Origin of the sequence: Shewanella sp. DC2-4, from assembly GCF_013248875.1 — a bacterium.
In the GTDB taxonomy this organism is placed as follows: domain Bacteria; phylum Pseudomonadota; class Gammaproteobacteria; order Enterobacterales; family Shewanellaceae; genus Shewanella; species Shewanella oncorhynchi.
Genome location: NZ_JABRVR010000002.1, coordinates 2,496,782 through 2,520,121 on the forward strand (window position 1 = coordinate 2,496,782; position 23,340 = coordinate 2,520,121).

24 protein-coding genes and 1 pseudogene are annotated in these 23,340 nt (G+C 44.4%); 16 read left to right on the forward strand and 9 right to left on the reverse strand.

What is annotated here, in order from left to right:
* Window positions 1–195: 195 nt before the first annotated feature.
* Entirely contained in the window at window positions 196–1,086 is an 891-nt protein-coding gene (cdd, locus tag HQQ92_RS11780; protein ID WP_173245517.1) for a cytidine deaminase, read from the forward strand.
* Between the two features lie 125 nt (window positions 1,087–1,211).
* Here the strand turns inward: cdd and HQQ92_RS11785 are convergent, their stop codons facing one another.
* The 3 genes from HQQ92_RS11785 to HQQ92_RS11795 form a co-directional block, all read right to left on the reverse strand.
* Window positions 1,212–1,445, reverse strand: a complete 234-nt coding sequence (locus HQQ92_RS11785; protein WP_028760391.1) for a DUF1289 domain-containing protein — start codon at window positions 1,443–1,445, stop codon at window positions 1,212–1,214.
* Window positions 1,420–1,770, reverse strand: a complete 351-nt coding sequence (locus tag HQQ92_RS11790; RefSeq protein WP_105252887.1) for a VOC family protein — start codon at window positions 1,768–1,770, stop codon at window positions 1,420–1,422. The genes HQQ92_RS11785 and HQQ92_RS11790 overlap by 26 nt, the downstream gene beginning before the upstream one ends.
* 102 nt (window positions 1,771–1,872) lie before the next feature.
* Complete coding sequence (locus tag HQQ92_RS11795) at window positions 1,873–2,577, reverse strand: DUF445 domain-containing protein (RefSeq protein ID WP_173245520.1); 705 nt, start codon at window positions 2,575–2,577, stop codon at window positions 1,873–1,875.
* 435 nt (window positions 2,578–3,012) lie between these two features.
* Between HQQ92_RS11795 and HQQ92_RS11800 the strand changes: the two genes are divergently transcribed.
* The 3 genes from HQQ92_RS11800 (at window position 3,013) to HQQ92_RS11810 (ending at window position 7,688) form a co-directional block, all read left to right on the forward strand.
* The gene (locus HQQ92_RS11800) at window positions 3,013–3,393 is read left to right on the forward strand and encodes a VOC family protein (RefSeq protein WP_105252888.1); all 381 of its coding nucleotides are present in this window, start codon (window positions 3,013–3,015) and stop codon (window positions 3,391–3,393) included.
* Between the two features lie 255 nt (window positions 3,394–3,648).
* Window positions 3,649–7,029: a DUF748 domain-containing protein gene (locus HQQ92_RS11805; protein WP_173245523.1), complete on the forward strand. Its 3,381-nt coding sequence runs from the start codon at window positions 3,649–3,651 to the stop codon at window positions 7,027–7,029.
* A 302-nt stretch (window positions 7,030–7,331) separates the two neighbouring features.
* Window positions 7,332–7,688, forward strand: a complete 357-nt coding sequence (locus HQQ92_RS11810) for a glutathione S-transferase N-terminal domain-containing protein (protein ID WP_173245526.1) — start codon at window positions 7,332–7,334, stop codon at window positions 7,686–7,688.
* Window positions 7,689–7,835: 147 nt separating this feature from the next.
* Here the strand turns inward: HQQ92_RS11810 and HQQ92_RS11815 are convergent, their stop codons facing one another.
* Entirely contained in the window at window positions 7,836–8,525 is a 690-nt protein-coding gene (locus tag HQQ92_RS11815; RefSeq protein ID WP_173245529.1) for an energy-coupling factor ABC transporter permease, read from the reverse strand.
* A gap of 131 nt (window positions 8,526–8,656) precedes the next feature.
* On the opposite strand from HQQ92_RS11815, the gene HQQ92_RS11820 reads away from it, so the two are divergent.
* Entirely contained in the window at window positions 8,657–9,118 is a 462-nt protein-coding gene (locus tag HQQ92_RS11820; protein WP_028760398.1) for a hypothetical protein, read from the forward strand.
* Window positions 9,119–9,255: 137 nt separating this feature from the next.
* Here HQQ92_RS11820 and HQQ92_RS11825 read toward each other — a convergent pair whose 3' ends face one another.
* The 4 genes from HQQ92_RS11825 to HQQ92_RS11840 are packed head-to-tail and all read right to left on the reverse strand — an operon-like array spanning window position 9,256 to window position 14,601.
* Window positions 9,256–9,435 carry a Trm112 family protein gene (locus tag HQQ92_RS11825; RefSeq protein ID WP_006081200.1) on the reverse strand — a complete coding sequence of 60 codons (180 nt, stop codon included), beginning with the start codon at window positions 9,433–9,435 and terminating at the stop codon, window positions 9,256–9,258.
* A 10-nt stretch (window positions 9,436–9,445) separates the two neighbouring features.
* Window positions 9,446–10,441 (reverse strand): tetraacyldisaccharide 4'-kinase, encoded by a 996-nt coding sequence (gene lpxK / locus HQQ92_RS11830; RefSeq protein ID WP_173245532.1) that lies wholly within the window; start codon window positions 10,439–10,441, stop codon window positions 9,446–9,448.
* Window positions 10,442–12,250, reverse strand: a complete 1,809-nt coding sequence (msbA, locus tag HQQ92_RS11835; RefSeq protein WP_105252892.1) for a lipid A export permease/ATP-binding protein MsbA — start codon at window positions 12,248–12,250, stop codon at window positions 10,442–10,444.
* Between the two features lie 32 nt (window positions 12,251–12,282).
* Window positions 12,283–14,601 carry a DNA internalization-related competence protein ComEC/Rec2 gene (locus HQQ92_RS11840; protein ID WP_173245535.1) on the reverse strand — a complete coding sequence of 773 codons (2,319 nt, stop codon included), beginning with the start codon at window positions 14,599–14,601 and terminating at the stop codon, window positions 12,283–12,285.
* Window positions 14,602–14,633: 32 nt separating this feature from the next.
* On the opposite strand from HQQ92_RS11840, the gene HQQ92_RS11845 reads away from it, so the two are divergent.
* The 6 genes and pseudogenes from HQQ92_RS11845 (at window position 14,634) to HQQ92_RS23740 (ending at window position 17,779) form a co-directional block, all read left to right on the forward strand.
* Window positions 14,634–15,143, forward strand: a complete 510-nt coding sequence (locus HQQ92_RS11845) for a DUF2062 domain-containing protein (RefSeq protein WP_028760402.1) — start codon at window positions 14,634–14,636, stop codon at window positions 15,141–15,143.
* A 257-nt stretch (window positions 15,144–15,400) separates the two neighbouring features.
* Window positions 15,401–15,805 (forward strand): phosphate-starvation-inducible protein PsiE, encoded by a 405-nt coding sequence (locus tag HQQ92_RS11850; protein ID WP_028760403.1) that lies wholly within the window; start codon window positions 15,401–15,403, stop codon window positions 15,803–15,805.
* A 158-nt stretch (window positions 15,806–15,963) separates the two neighbouring features.
* Complete coding sequence (locus HQQ92_RS11855; protein ID WP_173245538.1) at window positions 15,964–16,266, forward strand: PilZ domain-containing protein; 303 nt, start codon at window positions 15,964–15,966, stop codon at window positions 16,264–16,266.
* Window positions 16,267–16,342: 76 nt separating this feature from the next.
* A complete protein-coding gene (locus HQQ92_RS11860; protein WP_028760405.1) occupies window positions 16,343–17,011 on the forward strand; it encodes an AAA family ATPase in 669 nt (222 codons plus the stop codon).
* Window positions 16,998–17,342 (forward strand): replication protein RepA, encoded by a 345-nt coding sequence (locus HQQ92_RS11865; protein ID WP_173245541.1) that lies wholly within the window; start codon window positions 16,998–17,000, stop codon window positions 17,340–17,342. The genes HQQ92_RS11860 and HQQ92_RS11865 overlap by 14 nt, the downstream gene beginning before the upstream one ends.
* A 237-nt stretch (window positions 17,343–17,579) precedes the next feature.
* A pseudogene (locus HQQ92_RS23740) lies at window positions 17,580–17,779 on the forward strand (hypothetical protein).
* Here the strand turns inward: HQQ92_RS23740 and HQQ92_RS11870 are convergent.
* Window positions 17,706–17,948, reverse strand: a complete 243-nt coding sequence (locus HQQ92_RS11870; protein ID WP_028760407.1) for a YecH family metal-binding protein — start codon at window positions 17,946–17,948, stop codon at window positions 17,706–17,708. The pseudogene HQQ92_RS23740 and the gene HQQ92_RS11870 overlap by 74 nt on opposite strands.
* 128 nt (window positions 17,949–18,076) lie before the next feature.
* Between HQQ92_RS11870 and HQQ92_RS11875 the strand changes: the two genes are divergently transcribed.
* The 5 genes from HQQ92_RS11875 to HQQ92_RS11895 all read left to right on the forward strand — a co-directional run bounded on the left by HQQ92_RS11875 (window position 18,077) and on the right by HQQ92_RS11895 (window position 23,332).
* Entirely contained in the window at window positions 18,077–19,774 is a 1,698-nt protein-coding gene (locus HQQ92_RS11875) for a sensor histidine kinase (protein WP_028760408.1), read from the forward strand.
* Window positions 19,771–20,481 (forward strand): two-component system response regulator BtsR, encoded by a 711-nt coding sequence (btsR, locus tag HQQ92_RS11880; RefSeq protein WP_028760409.1) that lies wholly within the window; start codon window positions 19,771–19,773, stop codon window positions 20,479–20,481. The genes HQQ92_RS11875 and btsR overlap by 4 nt, the downstream gene beginning before the upstream one ends.
* A 199-nt stretch (window positions 20,482–20,680) precedes the next feature.
* A complete protein-coding gene (locus HQQ92_RS11885; protein WP_173245544.1) occupies window positions 20,681–22,141 on the forward strand; it encodes a carbon starvation protein A in 1,461 nt (486 codons plus the stop codon).
* 182 nt (window positions 22,142–22,323) lie between these two features.
* The gene (locus tag HQQ92_RS11890; protein ID WP_173245547.1) at window positions 22,324–22,707 is read left to right on the forward strand and encodes a VF530 family DNA-binding protein; all 384 of its coding nucleotides are present in this window, start codon (window positions 22,324–22,326) and stop codon (window positions 22,705–22,707) included.
* 169 nt (window positions 22,708–22,876) lie between these two features.
* Entirely contained in the window at window positions 22,877–23,332 is a 456-nt protein-coding gene (locus tag HQQ92_RS11895; RefSeq protein ID WP_173245551.1) for a FlxA-like family protein, read from the forward strand.
* The last annotated feature ends 8 nt before the right edge of the window (window positions 23,333–23,340 follow it).

Consider the following 23,340-nt stretch of genomic DNA (forward strand, 5'->3'; position numbering starts at 1 on the left):
CTTAAGTCTTTTGTTTTATAGTCTTAAGCTTATTTGTGTGCACCAATAGACTCACTCTATACGTGAGTAACATAAGTTTATCACTCTCAATAGCACTGACATTGACAGCGTATAAACGCGAGCTAACTCGCATTTATGCTGTAACAAAATTACTAGAATGTTCTTCCATGAACTTAACAAATAAGGAATAGGGAAATGCAAGATAGATTCATTCGTAGCATAACCCAACTGCCAACGCCGTTAGCCGATGCACTTATCCCAATGTTGCACCAGAATTTTGCTGGACACATTGATGCGCAGCAACTTGCTACGCTAACAAGTGCAAGCAAAATGACCGAAGCAGAAGTGTTATTAGCATTACTGCCGATAGCAGCGGCATTGGCCAAACCGCCTATCAGTGAGTTTTATGTCGGCGCGATAGCCAAAGGTAAAAGTGGCGATATCTACATGGGTGCCAACTTAGAATTACCCGGTGAAGCGTTATTTCATTCTGTACATGCAGAACAAAGCGCTATCAGCCACGCATGGCTCAGTGGTGAAAGCCAAATTGTTGATATTATAGTTAATGCCAGTCCTTGCGGTCATTGTCGTCAGTTTATGAATGAACTGGTTGAAGGCAGCAAGATCTGCATTCATCTACCCGCACAGGAAAGCCATCCTCTGGCCTATTATTTACCCTATGCTTTTGGGCCAAAAGACTTAAATGTCACTTCTCCATTAATGGCCAAGCAACAAACTGAATTTGCACTAGATAGTGCCGATCCTATGATCATAGAAGGCTTAGATCATGCAGGTTTAAGCTATGCACCTTACACCCAAAGTTTTGCCGCTGTGGTATTAGAAACCCATGATGGCGCAACCTATTGTGGTCGCTACGCAGAAAATGCGGCATTCAATCCTTCTATGCTGCCTATGCAGATGGCCTTATCAAATCTGGTGCGCCACAATCGTGAATTTAGCGATATCAGCCGTGCGGTTTTAATTGAGTCATCTCAAGGAAAAATCAGCTTAGTTGGCGCGACTATGGATGCGCTCCATACCGTTGCCGCCATCGAACTTGAGCACATAGTGGTAGATCCAGTGTAACGTCTGCTTCAAGATGCCAAGGTGCTTCAAAATGCCAACGGCGAAATACGTTAATGCGTATTTCGCCGTTCGATTATCCACTTAAAGCTTAAAAATCAATTATCGTAAGCAATTCTGACGGCTAATCATACTCCATCCTGTCTTCTACTAACCACGTCATTGAACTTAGCCAGATACTCCCCCTTACGCTCCTCCATCCTAATAAAACAAGCTTGCCGCTCCACTTCCGACATAACGCGCCACGCTAAAATTTCATCAAGATGCCTGAAACAACCTAAACAAATATCTTGCTGATCTAAACAACAATTTCGAATACAAGGAGTGACATTAGGATCATTCTGACCAGACGGCATATTCATTGCCACAAGGTTCAACAAAATGGAATCGACGGCCTCCCGGAAAACTAAAGATGTCAGCTGTGATAATGCCACCAGCAGTTACGACAGCCGTCAGAGTCAATTCTAAGTTCTGGCTGTAGATCACAATCAGCGGGCAACCTTTTGCAAGGGTGAAATTCACATCGGCTTGATAGAATCCCCCAGTAATGCCGACATCCATAAAGCAACTGTATTCAGGGCCATAATCGACATAGGTCCATCCAAAAACCTGGCTAAAAAAGGCCTTAGAGCTCGCAATGTCGCGACTTGGGATTTCCAAATAATTGATACTGTGGTGACGGTTCATAGACTTCCTTGCTATTTAATCAGGACACAAAATGATGGACATAAAATGCGTAAGTAAAAATGGGAGCCAAAGCTCCCATTCTATTCGCGGCTTTAACTCAGGTTAACCTTGGATTAAGGCTGCGGCAAGTCCAATCAGACCGCCAAACACGCCGCCCCAAATCACTAACCAACCTAAGTGCGTTTGGATCATGTCCTGAACGATTTGTTTCACCATTTGTGGTGTTAACTCGTTTAATCTTTGTTCCACTATGTTAGCAATTTTAGTTTGCAGATCGGCCATCACATTTGGCTGTTCAATTTCTTGTTTCAGCAACTCGTGAAATGCATCGCTTTGTGCCATTTCAACTAAAGAAGCTTTCATCTTTACAATAAACGGCTCTTTTAACGGCAATAAGGCATCTGTGCCACCAAACATAGACAACATGCCGCCAAAGGAAGATTGGGCGACTGTGCTAATTAACGCATCAAAAGAAGGCGCTAAATCAACCTTTTCAATCACTGGCACCAAGTCTATTTTACTCAGCCCTTCTTTTTCAGATAGGAATCGGTCGATATTTTCAGTGGTAAAAAACTGTTTCATCATCAAATGAGCAATACCCGCCTTAAACTCTTCAAAACGAGAAGGCACAACTCCCGAACCGTAGAGTCCGGGGACTTTCTCAAACAACATATAAACTGCAACCCAGTTGGTAATCGCCCCCGATAAAGCAAATAATCCGACATTCAGGACAATTGCCGAATTCATCAGGTAACCCACAACGACCAAAGCAGCCGCCAATAAATTCGTCACTAAACTCTTATTCAATCTCATATCCCCTAAGGTGGCATCGAAAAGATGCAAAACTCGCCTATATTAACAAGTTAACGGGAGTCAGGTCTAACACTCAAACCACAGTAAACAAACCCGTTTTAAAATCTGTTTTCAGTGCTAAGTCTTGGCGCGAGGCGCAAGATGAAGCCCATCAACTAAGCCGCAGCGCCACTGAGCCACAAGAAGCTGATTAGCCAGCACCAAATAAAGTTAATCTCCTTGTAGAACATTAAGTTAATTTAATGTTTGCCGACCTAAAAAACGCAAAAATTTTAATTTACCGTCTGTGAATTATCAACTTGCCTCAACTACACTCAATCAAGATAACGCACAAAAAATATGGCTCAGAATACAGCTGGCACTGAACACTGACAGTTAACCTCGGCTCAATACACAAAATTTACCCAAAATAGAATAAAGGATGCGCTTATGGAATCGGCTTTTAACACTGCAGGGGCGTTAAGTTGGCATGAATTGACAACCCATAATACCGAAGAAGCTATGCACTTCTATGCTGAGATTTTTGGTTGGCACTTTAAAACAGTCAAAATGCCCCACGGTAATTATCATATTATTGAAAATCAGGGCGTCAGCATTGGGGGGATCACCGATAGTTTGCTCCCAATGCTTCCCTCACATTGGACTGGCTACATTACCGTTAACGATGTCGATCAAGTCGCTATCAGCGCAAAAAAACTTGGCGGGGATATTCTGTTTGGTCCTGAAGATATACCCGAAGTAGGCCGTTTTTGTTGGATAAAAGATCCACAAGGCGCCATTATTGCAGCGATTAGTTATTTAAATCGCTGATCAAAAATAGCGTCCAACATAGCGAGTATTGACGACTCAAAACATTAGCCATAGGCTGAAACACATGTAGTTATCAATGTAGATGATAGGTTACCACTCAGGAATGTCTTAGATCAGAAGACGTTATTGTCTGTGTAATACCAAGATTTCATTGGTAAAAATATAAATAATTTCTGGAAACATTAGCATTATTCGCTAGAATGTCCGTACTTATGGAAGTTTTTCCCTGTCTTATGCATTGGAGCCTTGATATTAATGCTGACCCAGTTATCGCAATTCAGACACTCTTTTTTTGCCCTCCCAAGATACCTGCGAGTGATTATTTACCTAACAGCAGTCTACCTTAGCTATGTCTGCACATTAGGTTTAATCCTCCCCTATGCGATAACCACGCTGGCACCAGAAAAACTCTCAACTCTGCTCGGTCGTCCCGTCACCCTCGGTGATATACACATTAACCCCTTTAATTTCAGAGTCGAAATCGACCAACTGGCCATTAAAGAAAAAGACGACAAACCTTTTGCTGGTATTGCACAAGTCCAATTCGAAATACACTTTTGGCGATCTGTTTTTAATCGCGCCGCCGTTATCGAAAACATACACATACAAGCGCCCTACGCACATATCATTCGCGTGGAGAAAAAAGGGAAAGCTGGATTCAACTTCGACGATATTCTGCAGACCCTGAACGGGCATTCATCCACGAGCACAGAAACAGCCCCCACAGAAGCCAGCTCACCCATTCGTGTCCTGCTCAGCCAATTTGTGTTGGATGCGGGACAATTTAACTTCGATGACAAAATTACCCATGCTCAAGTGAACTACCCCAATATCAATCTAAAACTCAGTTCCCTTGATACTGAATATTTGATGGCGGCATCATCGGCATCGATAACACCAGCCATAAAAGTAAACAAAGTTGATAATACGACACCAAACGCCCAATCAACGTCTGACTCACCCATTGTGCCTATCAAGCACAATCACTATGCGATACAACTCAGTGATGATCATGCTGGTGAAATCAGTTTGCAGGGGCAATTCCAATTGTTCCCGCTAAAAGTTGCGGGTGACATCCAAGTCGCCAAACTGAAACTGACACCACTATGGCGATTTATCGACGATCAATTTAATCCCGTCCTCACGGATGGCGAGCTCAGTATTAAAACTCAGTATCAAGTGGATCTTGCCGAGAATGGCGAGTTACAAGTCATCAGCAACAATGGCCAGTTTATTGTTGAAAAACTTAACGTTAACGACAAAGATCGCTCAGTGGTCAAGCTCCCCATGTTTGCCCTCGACGGCATTTCAGCCAACTTGAAGCAGCAGAAAGTGCATATCAACAAACTCCACAGCGATGGCCTAACAATGAGTGCCATTTTGAACCAAGACGGGCTCGATCTTGTTGGCTTATTCATGCCTAAATCGTTAAGCGCCTCCACAACGACTACGCAGCCGGTTGCTAAACCAACCGATGCTAAATCGCTAGAACGCGTACAAGTTGCGCAAGTGGAAGAAAAACGTCAAATAGCAGAGACTGCCAATGATGCAAGCGATAGCGCAAACAAAGCAACAGAAAGCGAATTAACCGCAACTAACGAGAGTGATAAAACAGAACAAAAGACAGAAGCGACCGCAAATGTCACCACTGATGCCACTAAAGAAACCGCTGCAGAAGTCGCTTCTGAGGCAGATCCTCTGCTGCCAATCAAGCAAACACCAGTAACGACGTCAACTGACACTTGGTTAGTGCAACTCGATGCGCTCAATATTGAAAACTATGACCTTAATCTATCGGAACAAAAGCTAACGGCCACACCGCAGCAATGGCGAGTGTATCCGCTTAATTTTTCAACTAAGGTCATAACGAGTACCTTAACCGCTCCGATTGAATATGAGCTACAACTCAGTCTCAATGATCAAGGTACTTTGAGCTCTCAAGGCCAAGTCGATGTGACGGGCGAAACCATAGATGCCAATATCCAACTCGATAAGCTGGCATTAACCCAATTTCAGCCCTATTTAGCGCCCTACGTGAATATCCAGCTCAAGAGCGGTCTATTAAGCTCAGCAGGCAAGCTGACCGCCGATGCTAAAGGCAAAGCCATTTACGGTGGCAGTGTTGAGCTCGATGATTTAGCTATTCATGACAAATTGCGTAATGCTCCACTGGTCAAATGGCAAAAGATGAATATCAATCAACTGGATTTTGACCAACAGAAAAATCAAATCAAAATTGATCACTTAGCCTTTAATCAACCCTACGCCAAAGTGGTGATAGCCAAAGATAGAACCACTAATATCAGCGATCTTATCGTTGAGGCTCCGGCTGCAAATAGCAAGACAACTAAAAACACAACCACAGCCAGTGCTAAGCAAACCGAGCTGCAAACGGCAAGCAAGACAACGCCTGAGTTAAGCCTCGATATTCAAAAAATTAGCTTTAGCCAAGGCTCAGCTTACTTTGCCGATAACTCACTGACACCAAACTTTGCCTCAGGGATTGAGTTACTTGAAGGCAATATCACTCACCTGTCATCCACGCCAGGGACTAAGGCCTCGGTTGATATCAAAGGTAAGATAGACAAGTATGCGCCTGTAACTCTAAAAGGCGATATTAACCCTTTGCTAGATATGCCATATTTAGATCTCGACTTAGTCTTTAAGAGCGTTGAGTTAACCTCAGTCAATCCTTACTCTGGCACCTATGCGGGTTACTACATAGATAAAGGACAGCTATCACTATCGCTGAACTATCAACTCGATAAGAACAAGCTCAAGGGCAGTAACCATCTGATCATAGACCAACTGAAACTTGGTAAACCCAGTGACAGTGACCTTGCCACTAGCTTACCCATCACGCTCGCAATTGCCCTGCTGCAGGACCGTAACGGTGTGATTGATTTAGGCATGGAAGTCTCTGGCGATTTAGACTCACCTAGCTTTAGTGTCGGCAGCATCATAATGACGGCGATTACCAATGTGATCACTAAAGCCGTCACAGCGCCCTTCACTTTCTTAGCAGGACTCATAGGTTCTGACGAAACCTTAGATAAGATCAGCTTTGCCGCAGGCAAATTCAGCCTAAGTGAAGATGAGCAAAAAAGTTTAGACAAACTCGCTAGCGCCTTACTCGACAGACCTATGCTCAAGCTCAGCGTTGAGGGGGAAGTCGATGCCATCAATGACAGCCAAGCCATTGCTGAGCGCATCATGAAGCGTAAATTGGCTAAATTAGCCAATATTGAATTTAGTGCGTTACCTGATGATTTAAGTCCGAGTCAATTCCCGACCCAAGGGCCGCTTGCCGATGCGCTAGTAAAGCTTTATGAACAAGAAGTTAAAGCCGATCCTGCCCAAATCAAAGACACTGTTATCGCAGAGGCCAAAGACGCGCAGCTTTCAGATGACGAAATCACCACCCGCTGGCATATCGCTTTATATAATCTGTCGGTAAAAGCGCAGAATGTTAACGATGGCATGTTGGGTAATTTGGCCCAAGAAAGAGCAAAAGCCGTTAAAGCTTACCTTGTGGACGTGAAAGAAATTGCTCCAGAGCGGATCTTCTTGCTCGAAAGCCGAGTGAGTTTAACCCAGAATGCAGCCCAAGTGAGTCTCACTATTGATGCTCAATAACTCAGCCAATTAACTGCTTCTTATATAAAACTAAGCCCGCTAAAGTTCGACTTTAGCGGGCTTTTACCTTATGGCTAAGCGTCATAACCAATCAAAAAACCATTCTTCTACAATCAAATCATCTATCTGTTAATTCACTCTAAAATGTTGGCCGTGCTTGGTGCCATAGGTTACACTCTGCGGCCTTTATACAACTGAGATCACAGTTTTTAAACGACTGGGTCTCAGACTCGCCGCACGCTTTCTGTGGCGCCATGACGCACAAATGTTCTTCCACAAAAATTATCATTAAGGTCAATAACATGTTTATCATTCGCTGGATTTTAGGCAGGATTATTCTGTTTTTAAATTTCGTATTTAGCCCTAATAAGCGCCAACGTCCACTGGCTGAGCAACAAAAAATTGATGCTCAAACTCAAGCATTAGCCCTGTATCAATATCCTGCATGCCCATTTTGTGTAAAAGTCCGCCGTGCAATGCGTCGCCAAGGACTCAACATAGTGACCCACGACGCTAAAAAAGCACCGCATAAAGATGAACTCATCGCTCAAGGCGGCAAACAGCAAGTGCCTTGTCTGCGGATTGAAGAAAACGGTCAAGTACAGTGGTTATATGAATCAAAAGAAATCATTAACTACTTAGACCAACGCTTCGCCTAAATCACGGCGCAACGGTCTACGTAAATATACAAATAAGTGCGCCCAGTCACCTTTTCAATCGTCTGTTCAATGGGCACTTACAAAGGGCTTTACGTTGGAATGACAAGGTTTTGGGCGCAGTTCTTTTATTGCGTTGTTTTATCGCATTTACTTACGCCACAAATATTCACGGTCAGAATAATCAAATAACCACTGGGGCTGATACACCACCAATAGCGTTACCGCCATGCCATTAAGCAATGCCTCTGGGAATGCCAGCAAAGGGATTAGCATCAGGTAGTCGTCCACTAACACATTCCAATCGTAATCCGCCGCAGACCACAACCACATCGCCCAACTCAATTGATGAAACACAGTTGAGAGGCCCGCATTGATAAAACCACCGACGAAGATGAATACAAAAATATGTTTAGGAAATAAATGGTAACTGCGACTGTATAGGATAAAACACAGAAACAGCGGCACAGCCATAGCGAACAAACTAAAAGCACCAAAATCAGCGGGCTGCTTTAATATAAAAAGACTAAAAAAAGCGCTCGGCAACAGCAACACTAGAGTCGCAAGACGCCAGCCGAACATCAGCATACAAGTGACAATTCCCAGAAAATGCAGATGTAACCCAGTTTGAACACTGGCATTTAACGACCACAGCGCATTGATCCCCACCAACGTCAGCAACAAACGTAATTGGAGATGTTTATCCCGCCGGAGCTGCACTAACTCTTCTTTTGGCCATATGGCGTAGAGCCATAACGCCAAGAACATAAGGCATATACCTTGAGTCAGGCTCATATCCCATTCGATTTGCGCCCATTTATTTGACCAAAACGCCCACATTACTCGCCCATCCTTAATCCATTACACCTATCGGCGCGTACTCAGCCAATGAGAATGCCATAAATCCATGAACTTTAGGGCCATATTAAGGTATTCTTCTGTCAGTTAATAACTAAGAGTTAAATTTGATTATGCCGTTTCGATATCTCAGCCTTGCCATCTTAAGTTGTTTCTCGCTCATCGCCTGCAGCAGTGCGCCAATTGACCCGAGTGAACTCGCCGGAAAATTACGGGATAAGTTAACGACGGATATTAAAAGCGATGGCCTTAAACTCTTCAGCTACAAAGCGCGGCTGGTCGATGAAAAGTCGACAATGAATGATACAGAGCGCCCTTTTCCACACGAGGCACGCATACGTAATATGCAAGATCCCCGTGAGCAACGTCGCGCGATGCAAGATCTACAGGACTCATTAGAAATTTGGGGGAGACAGGTTGATTTGGGTTTAATCAAAACCCTTGAAATGACGGGTTATTGCCGCGAAGGTTATATTGAATTAAGCCGAATTATCGAGCCTGGTCGAGGAGAAATCCGCGGTGAGTGCCAAGAGGGTGCAACCAATGCTGATAAACAAAAATTTATGAGCTATTAACTAAACTCAAAGTAATGAAGAAACGTGCACAGTTACCAATACAAAAAACTTAAATCGGCTAAAAATAGCTAAAACGATAATAAGCAGAATAAAAAACAAGCATGCGCGTATGAGACAATACGCGCATTCACGTCACACTAAACTGATTCGGTCAGTGGCACAGCACGATTTTCCAATAACACAGGGATACCTTCAGTGATCGGATAAGCAAGTTTATCTGCCTTACAAATCAACTGCTGCGTCGTTTTATCGTACTCAAGTTTTCCCTTACACACAGGGCAAGCCACTATATCTAACAATTTTTTATCGAATGCCATGGAAGTTTCCTTATTTAGCTGCAGCCACTTCACGAAGACGTGCGAGCAGCTGTTCATCAAATTGTGGGGATAGCTTGGCATCGACCGCCAAATACCACCAGTTTTCTTGTGCAAAATCGCGACATTTAACCGCATCTTTTTCTGTCATCAACAGTGGCAAGCCTTGGGCTAAATCACCTAACTGGGTTTTATCGTAGGCCTGATGGTCATCAAAACCATGGCAGAAGGCCAGTTGATAGCCTTGTGCGCGCAACGATTCAAAGAAACGCGCTGGATTACCTATGCCCGCCATCGCAACGAGCGGCTGAGACTTATCGAAAGTATATTCACCAGACGTCGCATCACATTTAACAGGCTTCACTGCCGTAGGTGTCAGTTGCATTTCGAACTGCCCTTTTGCCGCTGGGCCGCCATTACTGACGATAAAATCCACGGTATCGAGACGCCACGCGCCTTCACGCAATGGACCTGCTGGCAATAGCAAGCCATTGCCTAAACCGCGCTGACCATCAATCACCACCAGCTCAATATCGCGTGCCAGAGCATAATGCTGTAGGCCATCGTCACAGATGATGACATCGACACCAAACTCAGCAATAAGCGCATTAGCCGCATCGACCCGTTTAGCGCCAACCACCATGGGCACTTGAGTACGCGCCACTATCATGGCAGGTTCATCACCCACCTCTGCCGCACTTGCACCTAAGCAAACCGATTTAACGCCTTGAATATCAACACCGTAACCACGACTGATCACACCGGGGTGAAATCCATGTTGGCGCAGTAATTCAATCAGATAAATCACAGTTGGCGTCTTACCGCTGCCACCGACGGTAATATTACCGACGACGATGATAGGTACAGGCATTGCAGTTTGTGATTTCATCCCGAGGTGAAACAAAGCGCGGCGCACATAAGTGATAACCGCGAATAAGCCCGATAAAGGTAACAAGAGCCATCGCAGTGGATGGCCCTGATACCAGATTTTATTCACTAAGGCCTGCATCTAACTACCAAATTGCATTTGGTATAATTTGGCGTACATGCCATCTAATTCCAATAGTGATTGGTGCGTCCCGCGCTCGACGATACGCCCCTGATCGACTACTAAAATCTGATCGGCACTCTCGATGGTCGACAACCTGTGGGCGATCACTACAGATGTGCGGTTTTGTCTGAGGTTATCTAACCCTTTTTGAATGGCTTTTTCTGACTCAGTATCCAGTGCTGAGGTCGCTTCATCGAGGATCAACACAGGCGCATCACGCAACATAGCGCGTGCAATCGCAATCCGCTGTCTTTGACCACCGGACAATAACACGCCATTCTCACCCACTTGGGTATCAAGGCCTTGGGGCAGCTGATCAATAAACTCCATCGCATAGGCCAAGGTCGCAGCTTCAATGATCTGCTCACGAGTCGCCTCACCGGGATAGGCGTAAGCGATGTTATTGGCTATCGTGTCATTGAACAAGGTCACCTGTTGCGATACCAGTGCCACTTGATTACGCAGCGATTTTAGCGAGTAATCGTAGATGCTGACGTCATCAAGCAGAATATCGCCGGATTCAAGGCCCGTATAAAAACGGGTCACTAAACTCGCAATAGTCGACTTACCTGAGCCAGAACGTCCAACTAAGGCTAAGGTTTGCCCGGGTTTGACTTCAAAATCGACATTCTCAAGTGCACGACGATCTTGGCTGTCATAGGTAAAACACACATTATCAAAACGTAGATGACCCTTAGCACGCTCGACAGTATAAGTTCCCGTATCGGACTCTGGCAGCGTATCCAGTAATTCAAACACTGTGGTACAAGCCGCAATACCCCGTTGAAATTCGGCATTCACTCGGGTTAAGTTTTTGATTGGCTGTAACATGGCCATCATAGCGCCAAGAATCGTCGCGAAGGTACCCGCGGTAAGATCGGCTTTCATGCTGTCTAAGCTTGCCGCATAAAGTACAAAGGCTAAGGCGAATGAACCAATAATCATGATCAGAGGCTGACTAATGGCTTGTGCCACAGCTAACTTCATATTTTGATGGCGGTTTTGATCGTTTACTTTAGCAAAACGGGTTGCTTCTGTTTCCTGTCCACCAAAGGCCAATACGTTTTTATGGCCTTTAATCATTTGCTCCGTAGTCGCACTCACCCCGCCCATGGCTGTTTGAATTTGCTTAGAGACCTTACGGAAACGACGACTAACCACCGCAATGACCATGCCCATGATAGGACCAATCACAAGAATACAGAGGGATAGCTTCCAAGAGTTATAGAACATCAGCACCAGCATACCAAACACAGTCACACTATCGCGGACGATTGAAATCAAAGCACTTCCCGATGCTCGAGCGATTTGCTCAGTATCAAAAGTCACTTTTGAGATCAAGTTACCGGTATTTTCCTTATCCATATAACTGACAGGCAGGCTCAGATAATGCTCAAACACTTGCTGACGCATGTCCATGATCAAACGCGCACTCATGTATGAAATGCCGTAGGTCGAGACAAAGTTGGCAAAACCGCGCAGGGAAAACATGACGATAACCACAAGCGGCGCCATCATTAGCACGTCGTTGTTCGCGTGGAAACCTTCACTGGTTGGCAATGCGATGCCGTTGGTCACCGCAGCAGGTGCGCCGCCGGAGAAACCCTTATCAATAAAGGGGCCGATGAAAGCGATAAAGGCGGCATCGACGAGACCATAAATAATTAATCCCGCAACTGAAAGCATAAACATGCCTTTCATCTGTTTTATATAGCCCAGTAATCGTTTGAAAACTGTCCACATTTCGTCTTTAGGAGATGTTGTCATTGATAACACTAAATTATGGCAAAGTAGGCATTCTACTCTGGATTAATCAAGTCACCAAATCTAAACAGAGAGTTGTACCAAAATGGCGCTAAATCACCACGATAGGTCTTAACCTCTCGCTCAGACTGCTGAAAAATCACACTAATCTGCCCTTCTATACCTGTAGTTAGGCCCATAATCTCCCGTTGCTGATACCGTTCAACCACTGTGGATTTTGGAAACCCCCAGCGATTAGCAAAACCAGCAGGAAACAAGACTAACTTGGGGGCCACAGCATCAATAAAGGCTTCAGTTGACGAGGTTTTACTGCCGTGGTGGGGCGCAACGAGCACTTCACTTTGTAACTCATACTCACCACTTAAGGCACGACTTAATAGCGAAGTTTCGATTTGCTTTTCGATATCCCCCGTAAGCAGTAGACTCTGCCTGTCATCATCAATGCGTATAACACAGGAACCATTATTACCCACTAACGCTTGAGGCGGAGAAAGCAAATTCAAGCTCAGCCCTTGCCATTGAATCTGCCTTGGGCGGCAATCTTGGCCACTAAAGCCAGCCATGTCTGTGATCACTAAAGCCTTAGGGTAAGCCTCAATCAAAACAGGGGCACCACCTGCATGATCGTTATCGCTATGGCTGATAACAATATAATCAATATCTTGAATGCCTTTGGCTTTTAGGAAAGGTAATATCACCCGCTCCGCATAACTGAAGTCATCACCAAAGGCGGCACCTGTGTCGTAGACCAGCCCTCTACCATTCTTTTCAATAACCACAGCTAAACCTTGGCCCACATCCAGTAAATGCATAGCCCATCGATTATTTTGAACGGGTGACCACAGCGTAATACAGAAAAGCAAAGCGGGAATAAACAGTAAACTCAGCAGGCTTAACCAAGCAGTATAATTTTTATTTTTAGGCACATAGCGCCATAACACACCACCGATGAACGCAGATAACCCCAAGGCTAATATCGTATCTGAAAGCGCTAACCAATGGGCTGGCAATTGCTGGCTTATGTCTAGCAACTGTGCATAGGGTGATAAACTCCAATCACTTAGGCGAAGCAGTCCTAACCAAGAGAACCCAAACGCAGTACCAACCCACCAGCATATAAATCCCGCCATAGCTAATGGGATAACAACAAAACTAAACCATGGCACAGCTAGGATATTCATCCACAAGCTGTGTAAACTCACACCACCAAAGAGTGCTCCTTGCAGTAATCCAAGCCCAAGGCTCAAGCGCCACTGGATGGCCCAAAATTGTAAAAGCCCCGCGCCTACACGCGTCCTTCGAGTCGACACAGCCGTAAACTCTTTGGGCTGGATGACTAAGGTATATAAAATCACCCCTAAAGCACAAAACGACAGCCAAAATCCCGCACTTAAACAAGCAAGCGGGTCGAGTAACAATACGACAAACAATGCAAACAGCAAGCGCTCCCACGCAGTAGAAAATCGCTTTAATAAACTCAGTAGCATTAACAGTAAAATCATCACGAGTGCACGCTGAGTCGATACACCAAAACCTGCAAGATAGGCATAAAATGCTGCGCCTATACCTGCCGCGACTAACGCAAAAGTCATATTACGTCGACTCTGATGTGACACCAAACGACTCAATCCAAACAAAAGGCAAGCGTATACCCATGCCGCGACAACGGAGAGGTGCAAACCGGAAATCGCCACTAAATGGCCAGTGCCAGTCTGCCTTAGTGCTTGCCAACGAGCTTGTGAGATCAAATGCTTATCCCCCAAAAGCAAGGCGAGTAAAATGTCACCTTGAGGTAAAGAGGCTAATTCAGGTGTCAATGCGCTTATGAGGTCATTACGCAATGAAGGCGAAACCGCAAGTAACTGCGCCTCAATCACTCGCCCTTTACCGACCACATGTTGACTGATTAATTGTTTTTGTTCGTTGTAGCCGCCTTGATTTAGCACGCTAGCAATGCTCTTAGGTGTCAAGGTAAACAGCCAAACCTGACCCACATCGACTTCTGGCGGATCTTTCCACGTGAGTCGCAATTTTGCGTTTGGCCCTAAGATTAAATTTGGTTTAATGAGCGATATATCCAAACTTAGCCAGTCGCTGTTTCGACTAACTAGTGATATGATTTCGCCCCTTACCTGTATAGGTTGTTGTAACACTGGCAAATCCTGCCTAGATAATCCTAAGCAAAAACCAGTTAGCCATGCTACCGCAAAGAGCCCTCCTGCACAGACAGGGATTTTTCGGTGTAAGATTAACGCCCCAACAACAAGGTAGGGTATGTAACTGACTGGCGGCAGCGAAGGCCATAACATCGCTGATAATAAGATGGCACTAAAGCCAAACATGAATCGATTCATAGTGAATTAAGTTAAGACAGCAATTTCAGCATATGCCAAAAAAATTAATTAAAAGATTTATGCCTAAGCCTGAAACCTTGCGTGAGCATAAACACTTACGCATGTTCGGACGCTTGTTACATAATCCCAATCTATGGGCACTTAATCGAAAATCCGCCCCAGGCGCATTTGCCGTAGGGTTATTTGTCGCTTGGATCCCCATGCCATTTCAGATGGTTGTTGCAGCGGCTTTTGCCATTCTATTTAACGTTAATATTCCTGTTTCAGTTGCATTAGTATGGATAACCAATCCCTTAACTATGCCAGTGATGTTTTATGGTGCGTATTTACTCGGTGCTAAAATACTCGGCCATGCTCCGCAAGATTTTGCCTTCGAAGCAAGTTGGCAATGGATTGAAGCATCGCTTGCGACCATAGGTCCGGCATTCTTACTCGGGTGTCTCGTGCTAGGAGTGGTTTTTTCCGCTGTTGGTTATTTGCTGATTAATAATCTGTGGAAATATTCAATTATGTTTAAGTGGCAGAAACGCAAGAATAAATAATCTCTTATATTCAAACCGCTTATGTTGGTACAACGATTGAGTCGAGATAACAGCATAAGCGGATTAACACATTCGCTCTCGCTTCCCTTTTGTTCATCATGTGAATCACCTTCTACATACAAGCACGTTAACTCCACTTTGCGCCGAATTTAAGATCGTACATATCTGTGAATTAAATCACACAGCGGCGCCTAGCTTTTCCCTAAAAATAGATTTTTGCTGTTACTATTTATAAAAACATCAAGTAGGGAATATCCATGCCTTTTTATCATCAATATGGTTCTAAAAGCCTTAAAGCCGTTGAACACTTAGTCCTATTTATTATTGCCATTGCCACCGTTGTCGCAATAGGCCAAGAAATTGTGCATATCATCTCTGTACGTATGGTCGCACTGGCTGATTTACTCTTGTTATTTATTTTCTTAGAAGTATTAGCCATGGTGGCTAACTACTATGAATCCGGTAAGTTACCAGTACGTATGCCGCTTTATATTGCGATTGTCGCCTTGGCCCGTTACCTAATCTTAGATATGAAGAGCATGGAAGACTGGCGTATCGCAGCAATATCATTATCGACGCTAATTTTAGCGGCAACCGTGATTGTGATTCGTTGGGGCCAATTAAAAATGCCTTATCCAAAAAATCAAGAATACGACAATTAATCAAATACCTGAGTTGGTGCTATTGAAACCTAAATCAATGGCACCTGCTGTTCTCGTTTTAAAACTATTATCAAAGACCTAGCTTTCACATTGGTATTCTGCCAAAAAGCAATTATGCTAGTTTTACTGAGATCAATAATTTACGGGGCAATTGAGTTATGGGTGACCATACTACTGGTTTTGAAGAAAAACGCACATCACTGCGAGTCGACATGGAAGCAGAGCGCGTGGTCTTGAATTGGATCGACACTCAAGGCATGAGGCAAACTGATGAAGGTGTATGTATCGACTTAGCAAGACGCGGCATTTTATTCGATTATAAAAATCCGTTTGCACTGGGCGAACTCATCGAAGTGACCTTTAATCCCAATTCAACCCAACAAAATACTGTTAAAGGACAAGTCTGCCGTTGCGCGAGATGCCATGACCAAAGCTACCATATTGCTATGCAACTGCTTTAATTTAACTTAAATTTCGCAGCTTTAATGGCTCTGTTCTACACTTAATGAATTGAACAATTCATTAAGGGGCGTCTGTATGATCTTGCTGGTAGGTGGTGAAAAAGGTGGTAGCGGAAAAAGTTGTCTCGCTCAAAATCTTGCCGTTTATATTAAGCAAAAATTTCAGGCAAACGTCCTCATGGTCGATTGTGATCCCCAGCGCACGACTTCAGATTGGATCCAAGCAAGAAATAATGATCCAAGCCTCCCAAGTATTAATTGCATCCAACTTTACGGCAAAATTCGTAATGATTTACTCAGCCTCAATGAGCGTTTTGACTACGTAATTGTAGATTGTGGTGGCCAAGATAACTTAGCCATGCGCGCAGCTATGTCGGTAGCGACTTATGTTGTGATCCCCCTCAGACCCAAAAGACGCGATCTCAAAACATTACCCCACATGGAAGACATGCTAAGTACTTGTAAGATGGTGAATCCTAAAATGATCGCGACTATAGTGCTCACCCAATGCCCAGCGCTTCCCACACAGTTTAAACGCATTTTAGAAGCCAAAGATGTGGTGCAATCCTTTGGACTAAGAGTGCTAAATTCAGTTACATTTTGCCGAAATATTTATGATGACAGTGAAGAAAGAGGCTCTTCAGTCGTCGAAATAGAACCCGATGGAAAAGCAGCTGATGAGATCCGCGCCATAGCGGATGAGTTATTCGCAATGCCACCAGAAAATAGCTATGAGCTTAACTGATCTTAAACGTAAGAAACCTAAGCAAATCATCAAGCCGGTTTCTGTCGATGATTTCATTGAAGATGCCAATAACTACGCCTTAGGTAAGGCGAGTTTATTAGCTGCGCCCACCACACACACCATAGTTAAGGGCTTAGATAAAAAATCGACTAAGATTTATCGCCACGCGACCTTTACCCTCACTGAAAACAGTATTTCTCAGCTTGACGCCCTATCGAAATCCACCCATATTGCAAAATCTCGATTACTGCGTATTTTGATCAATGAGTTTACCCTACTCACTCCCGCACAGCAGGAGCAAATTGCAAATAAGCGCCACGATGAAACCTGAGCTTCAACAAAACGATTACACGTCTAAGTGACTGAAAAATAATCAATAAAATACAACAAAATAAAATGAGTACGCTATGGCACTGTGTATTATACCAATCATATTAAATAGTTAGTCAGTTCAGAGCCTCACTGGCATATCAATCCAAGACGCATTGACGCAGAAATGGTCATTCCCTTTTAAGTCATGCAACACCGGAGTGGAATGCCTGTGGCTCCCGAAGGGCGGCTGATGTTAATGGCATCGCGCTTTATACTGCGTTTAAGACTTTCGACAGAGAGCACCACTATGCCTTCAAGCCTTCGCCTTGTCTAAAGCGCCTTGAGCTCCCGCTGAATGAACAGATATTTAATACGATGGGTATTAATGTTCACACTTTCGCCCAGCCACAAGTTGAATACCTTGGGACGTTTCGTAAAACTTACCTTTACCTATAAGTAACTCAATTAACGCTTCGGCACTCAAATCAGTTGCACTACAAGTATGGTATCGAGCCGCCGAGCCAAACTTTTGCTCCATCATGGAAATTAATTCAGGCTTTATAATAGCGGCCCCTTGAGCTACCATCAGCGCCATAACATCATGACCGTGAACAGAATTGGACATATGTCCTCCTAAAGATGCAATATTATTGTTCTTTATATCCTAACGGTTAAATTCGAACCCTGATCTCGCGCACAAACTTTCAAATGGGGACGACTGCGCCGACATCTGTGACGATAATGTGAGCCATTATGTCTTTGATCCTATTACTGACCCAACAGATGTCGCTGTACTTAGTGATCGTTTACTTAGTCAGTAAAACACCGCTGTTTAAACTGTTTGCCGAAACGTCTCCTCGTCTGCCACATAAGATTTTTATGTATCTGATTTTTTCGAGTTTCTGCATCATGGCCACTTATTTTGGTGAGCAAACCTCGGGAGCGATTGCCAACACTCGTGCTATGGGCGCAGTTTTAGGCGGATTATTAGGAGGACCGGTTACTGGTTTTCTGGTGGGGCTGACTGGTGGGCTACACCGCTACAGTATGGGCGGCTTTACTGATATAGCCTGCGCCATCTCTACCACCTTAGAAGGCTTATCCGCAGGGATGATAAGCTTCTACTTAAGACGCGCAGATAAAAGTGAGCTCATCTACAATCCATTACTCGTTTGCCTAGTGACTTTTTATGCTGAAATGATGCAAATGAGCATCATACTTTTGGTCGCACGCCCCTTCGATGATGCATGGGAATTAGTACGTCAAATCGCGCCGCCCATGTTATTAGTCAATTCCGTGGGAGCGGCACTCTTTATGAGCATGATCCGTGACCAAAAAACCATGTTTGATAAACTCTCATCGAGCTTTTCGACTAAAGCATTAAAAATTGCCGAACGCAGTGTCGGATTACTATCCAAAGGATTTAACGAAGAAAGTAGTAGTCACGTCGCCCAAATCGTCATCGAAGAAACCAATGTGGGTGCAGTGGCCATCACGGACAGGGAAAAACTGTTAGCCTTTATTGGCATAGGCGCCGATCACCATCTCCCAGGTACACCGATTTCGTCCAAAATCACCTTAGAAGCCATCAATCAAAATAAGGTCATGTTCGCCGATGGCGTTGAAACGCCCTATGCATGCTCTATTTCTTCTCATTGCCGTCTAGGGTCAAGTCTAGTGATCCCGCTGCGCAGTGATACTGAAGTCATTGGCACGATTAAACTCTATGAGCCTAAGAATAAACTTTTTTTGAATATCAACCGTACTTTAGGTGAAGGTATTGCCCGCCTATTATCAAACCAAATTCTTTATGGGCGTTTTGAGCAACAGCAAAATCTACTAACTCAAGCCGAACTTAAATTGCTGCAGGCTCAGGTCAATCCGCACTTTTTATTTAATGCACTGAATACCATTAGCGCGATTATCAAACGTGATCCTGATATGTCTAAGCAGCTACTGCAGCAGTTATCACAATTTTTACGGATCAATTTAAAGCGAACGACAGGCTTAGTGACGCTTGGGGATGAGCTAGATCACATAGCGTCCTATCTCACCATTGAAAAAGCGCGTTTTATTGATAAATTACAAGTCAGTATCGCGATACCTGAATCACTCTACCACTGTAAAGTCCCCGCCTTTACCCTGCAGCCAATTATTGAGAATGCCGTAAAGCACGGCACTTCGCACATGATTGAGCAAGGGCAGATTAAAGTGACTGGCAAGCTCGAAAATGATGTGCTGGAGCTAGAAGTCACAGACAATGCCGGGTTGTATCAGCCCATTGAGGGCTCAGAAGGTCTAGGGATGAACTTAGTGCATAAGCGAATTCAAAATATTTTTGGCGAACAATACGGCGTGACAGTGGAGTGCGAGCCCGATCAATTGACTCGTGTCACCATAAGATTGCCCATAGAAAGCCCTGAAACATCAAATATGGATAACCGCACGTGATCACTTGTTTAATTGTCGATGATGAGCTGTTTGCTCGTGAAGAATTAGCTGACCTTTTAGGGCAAGAACACGACATCCAAATCGTCGGTCAATGCGCCAATGCTATTGAGGCATTACAGAGCATAACCAAAGAAAAACCTCAGTTAATCTTTCTTGATATCCAAATGCCACGCATTTCGGGCATGGAACTTATTGCAATGCTCGACCCCGATGACATGCCGAAAATCGTGTTTGTCACCGCATACGACGAGTTTGCCGTCAAAGCCTTCGACAATCATGCCTTCGATTATTTACTCAAACCCATAGATGCCGACAGACTCAGTAAAACCCTCACTCGTGTGCGTAAAAATCTAACGCCTCAGGCTATGGACTCCATTACCCCAAAGAGTCTTGAACATATTCCCTGCTACAGCGGCAATAAACTCAAAGTCATTGCAATCCAAGATGTGGAATATGTGTTCAGTGACTTAAGCGGCATCCATGTGGCCAGCACGAAAGGCAAAGTCCATACCCAGTTGACCTTGAAAGTGTTCGAAGAAAAAACCCCACTGGTGCGCTGCCATCGGCAGTATTTAATTTCACCTAAGGCGATTGCTGAAATTGAGCTGTTAGATACTGGGGCTGAAGTCACCACTCATTTAGGCGATAAAGTCCCCGTATCACGCCGCTATCTTAAAAGCCTTAAACAGCTATTTGGCTTTCAATAAACACAATCCAAAAGTCATCTTAGCGATGTATTTTTAGCCATAAGATAGCCAACAACACTCACCGTTAACATAAAATGGTAACCACTTAAGCTCGCCTATTGCCGCTCACACTGCATTTTCGACCACTCATTGAGATTACAAAGTTTTATATCAACAACTTGTTTACACTCGCCAGAACTCAAATGGGGAGATAACAAAAATGATGTGGTTCCTACTCTGTGTCGGTCTACTGATCGGCGGCTACTTTATCTACGGCGCCTTTGTCGAGAAAGTCTTCGGCATTAACGCTAATCGTCAAACACCCGCTTTCAGTCAAACTGATGGCGTCGACTTTGTGCCTATGTCTAAAGGCAAAGTCTATCTAATTCAATTATTAAACATTGCAGGCGTAGGCCCAATCTTTGGTCCTATCTTAGGTGCACTCTATGGTCCTGCAGCCATGTTGTGGATTGTGGTTGGCTGTATCTTTGCAGGTGCAGTACATGACTACTTCTCCGGTATGTTGTCAGTGCGCAATGGCGGTCAATCCGTGCCAAACCTTGCGGGTAAGTATTTAGGTAAGAGCGCCAAACACTTCATGAACGTGTTTGCTATTGTGCTGTTACTGCTAGTCGGTGTGGTCTTTATCTCTGCGCCTGCTGGCTTACTTGGCAAGCTTACCGGTTGGGATGTCAGTATCTTCGTTGGTATAATCTTCGTCTATTACCTGATTGCAACTGTGGTACCTGTCGATAAAATTATCGGTCGTCTGTACCCCTTCTTTGGCGCTTTATTGTTCTTCATGTCGTTTGGTTTAGCTTTCGCAATTATGCTATCAAGCGAGCATACCTTACTGCCTAACGTACAAGCGGGCGATTTCTTCCAAAACTTAAATCCGAACGACATGCCACTTTGGCCTGCCCTATTCATCACTATTGCCTGTGGCGCGGTATCGGGTTTCCATGCTACTCAATCACCGTTAATGGCCCGCTGCGTTGAAAACGAGACGAATGGTCGCTTCGTCTTCTTTGGCGCCATGATAGGCGAAGGCATAATCGCATTGCTTTGGTGTGCCATCGCGTTGTCTTACTTTGGCGGAGTAGAAGGGTTGAGTGCGGGTATGTCAGGTAACCCTGCCAACGTCGTCTATGAGGCCTCTACCGGTCTGTTAGGCGCTATCGGTGGCTTTATGGCTATCCTAGGGGTGATTATTCTGCCGATTACCTCAGGCGATACGGCTTTCCGCTCTGCACGTTTGATTCTGGCTGAATTTTTCAAGATGCCACAAATCTCACTACCAAAGCGCTTAGTGTTAGCTCTCCCACTGTTTGTTATCGGCGGCATATTGACCCAAGTGGACTTTGGTGTGATTTGGCGCTACTTCGGTGTAGCAAACCAAGCCACTGCAGTATTAATGCTGTGGACGGCTTCGGCTTACCTGCTACGACATAACAAACTACATTGGATTGCGACAATTCCAGCGATGTTTATGACCACTGTGGTAATCACCTTCCTACTGAACTCGTCAACCTTAGGCGCAGGTTTACCTATGACGGTATCAACCATAGCGGGCATAGTCACAACCTTAGTGATTACAGCACTCTTGATTGTGAAAACCAAAGGTAAAGGCGAAATTGATTTACCGGTTGAAACTGAGCTTAAAGAGCCAGTCAAAGACTAGTCAAACAGTCCAAATGACCAACCTAAAACAGGCGCTTTATTGCGCCTGTTTTGATCATACTGCTCCACCAATAACAGCTATCACAGGTTTAAGCTAGCAAGGTATTCAAGCTTGACTCGATACCATTCCACACTGTATCAGGCATACAAAACTGCTATACTCCCGCCATAGCACATTGCAACATGCATAATATGAATCAATCGAATAACCCGCTCCACGGCATTAAACTGGAAACGATCATCACTTATTTAGTCGAGAAATACGGCTGGGAAGAATTAGGGGAAAGAATTAATATCCGCTGTTTTACCCACGATCCCAGCATCAAATCCTGTTTACGTTTTTTGAGAAAAACAGAGTGGGCGCGGGATAAAGTCGAATATCTTTATTTAAGAGCCAACAAATTACCCTTGCCTCCACCTAAAGCGGAAGCGAGTCAAACCGCTAAGAAGCCTGCGGCAAAAATTGCGACGAAGAAAACCAATCAAACTCCCCCTGACAAGTCAGCTAAAAGCGATAAACCTAACACAGATGACAAAGTAAATAGCCATATTTGGGGTAACAGTTAATCTTCGCCCTCTGCAGCCATAAAACGTGAACAGTCCTCACTTGAGGGCTGTATTGTCATCAGCAATATCGCGCTTTTTGCCAAATAAGCCAAAAATTAGCTTCAGTTTTCCAATTAATGGCCGATAGCGATTTGAGTATCAACACAGTTTGCATCTAATGGAGTATGGAATGAGCATTAATGGAATAAACAGTGCCACAATCGGCTCAACTTTCACTCCGGTATCGGGCGCATATATCGCAGCAACTCCTGCCACAACAAAAACGGCGACTAATGAATCGACAGCAGATGCGCAGGATACTCAAGACACAGTCTCCATTTCTTCAGCCGGCCGCGCCGCATTGTCCGCAGATGTAGGTGCCCCTTTAAGAGACAATGCTGCAGCCAAAAAAGATGGAACAGAAAATGATGCGTCAGAAGAGCCCATGACGTTAATCGACCAACAAATCCAGAAAATAAAAGAGCAGATCAAAGCACTACAAAAAATGCTGGCCAAACTTAAAGGAGATGACTCTGAGGTTGCGGAGCAACAGCGTAAGTTAATCCAAGAACAAATAATGCAGCTAAGTAGTCAAATAGCGACCTTAACTGATAAGAAGATGCGCGACGCGCAAAAGTCAGCTTAGACAAGATA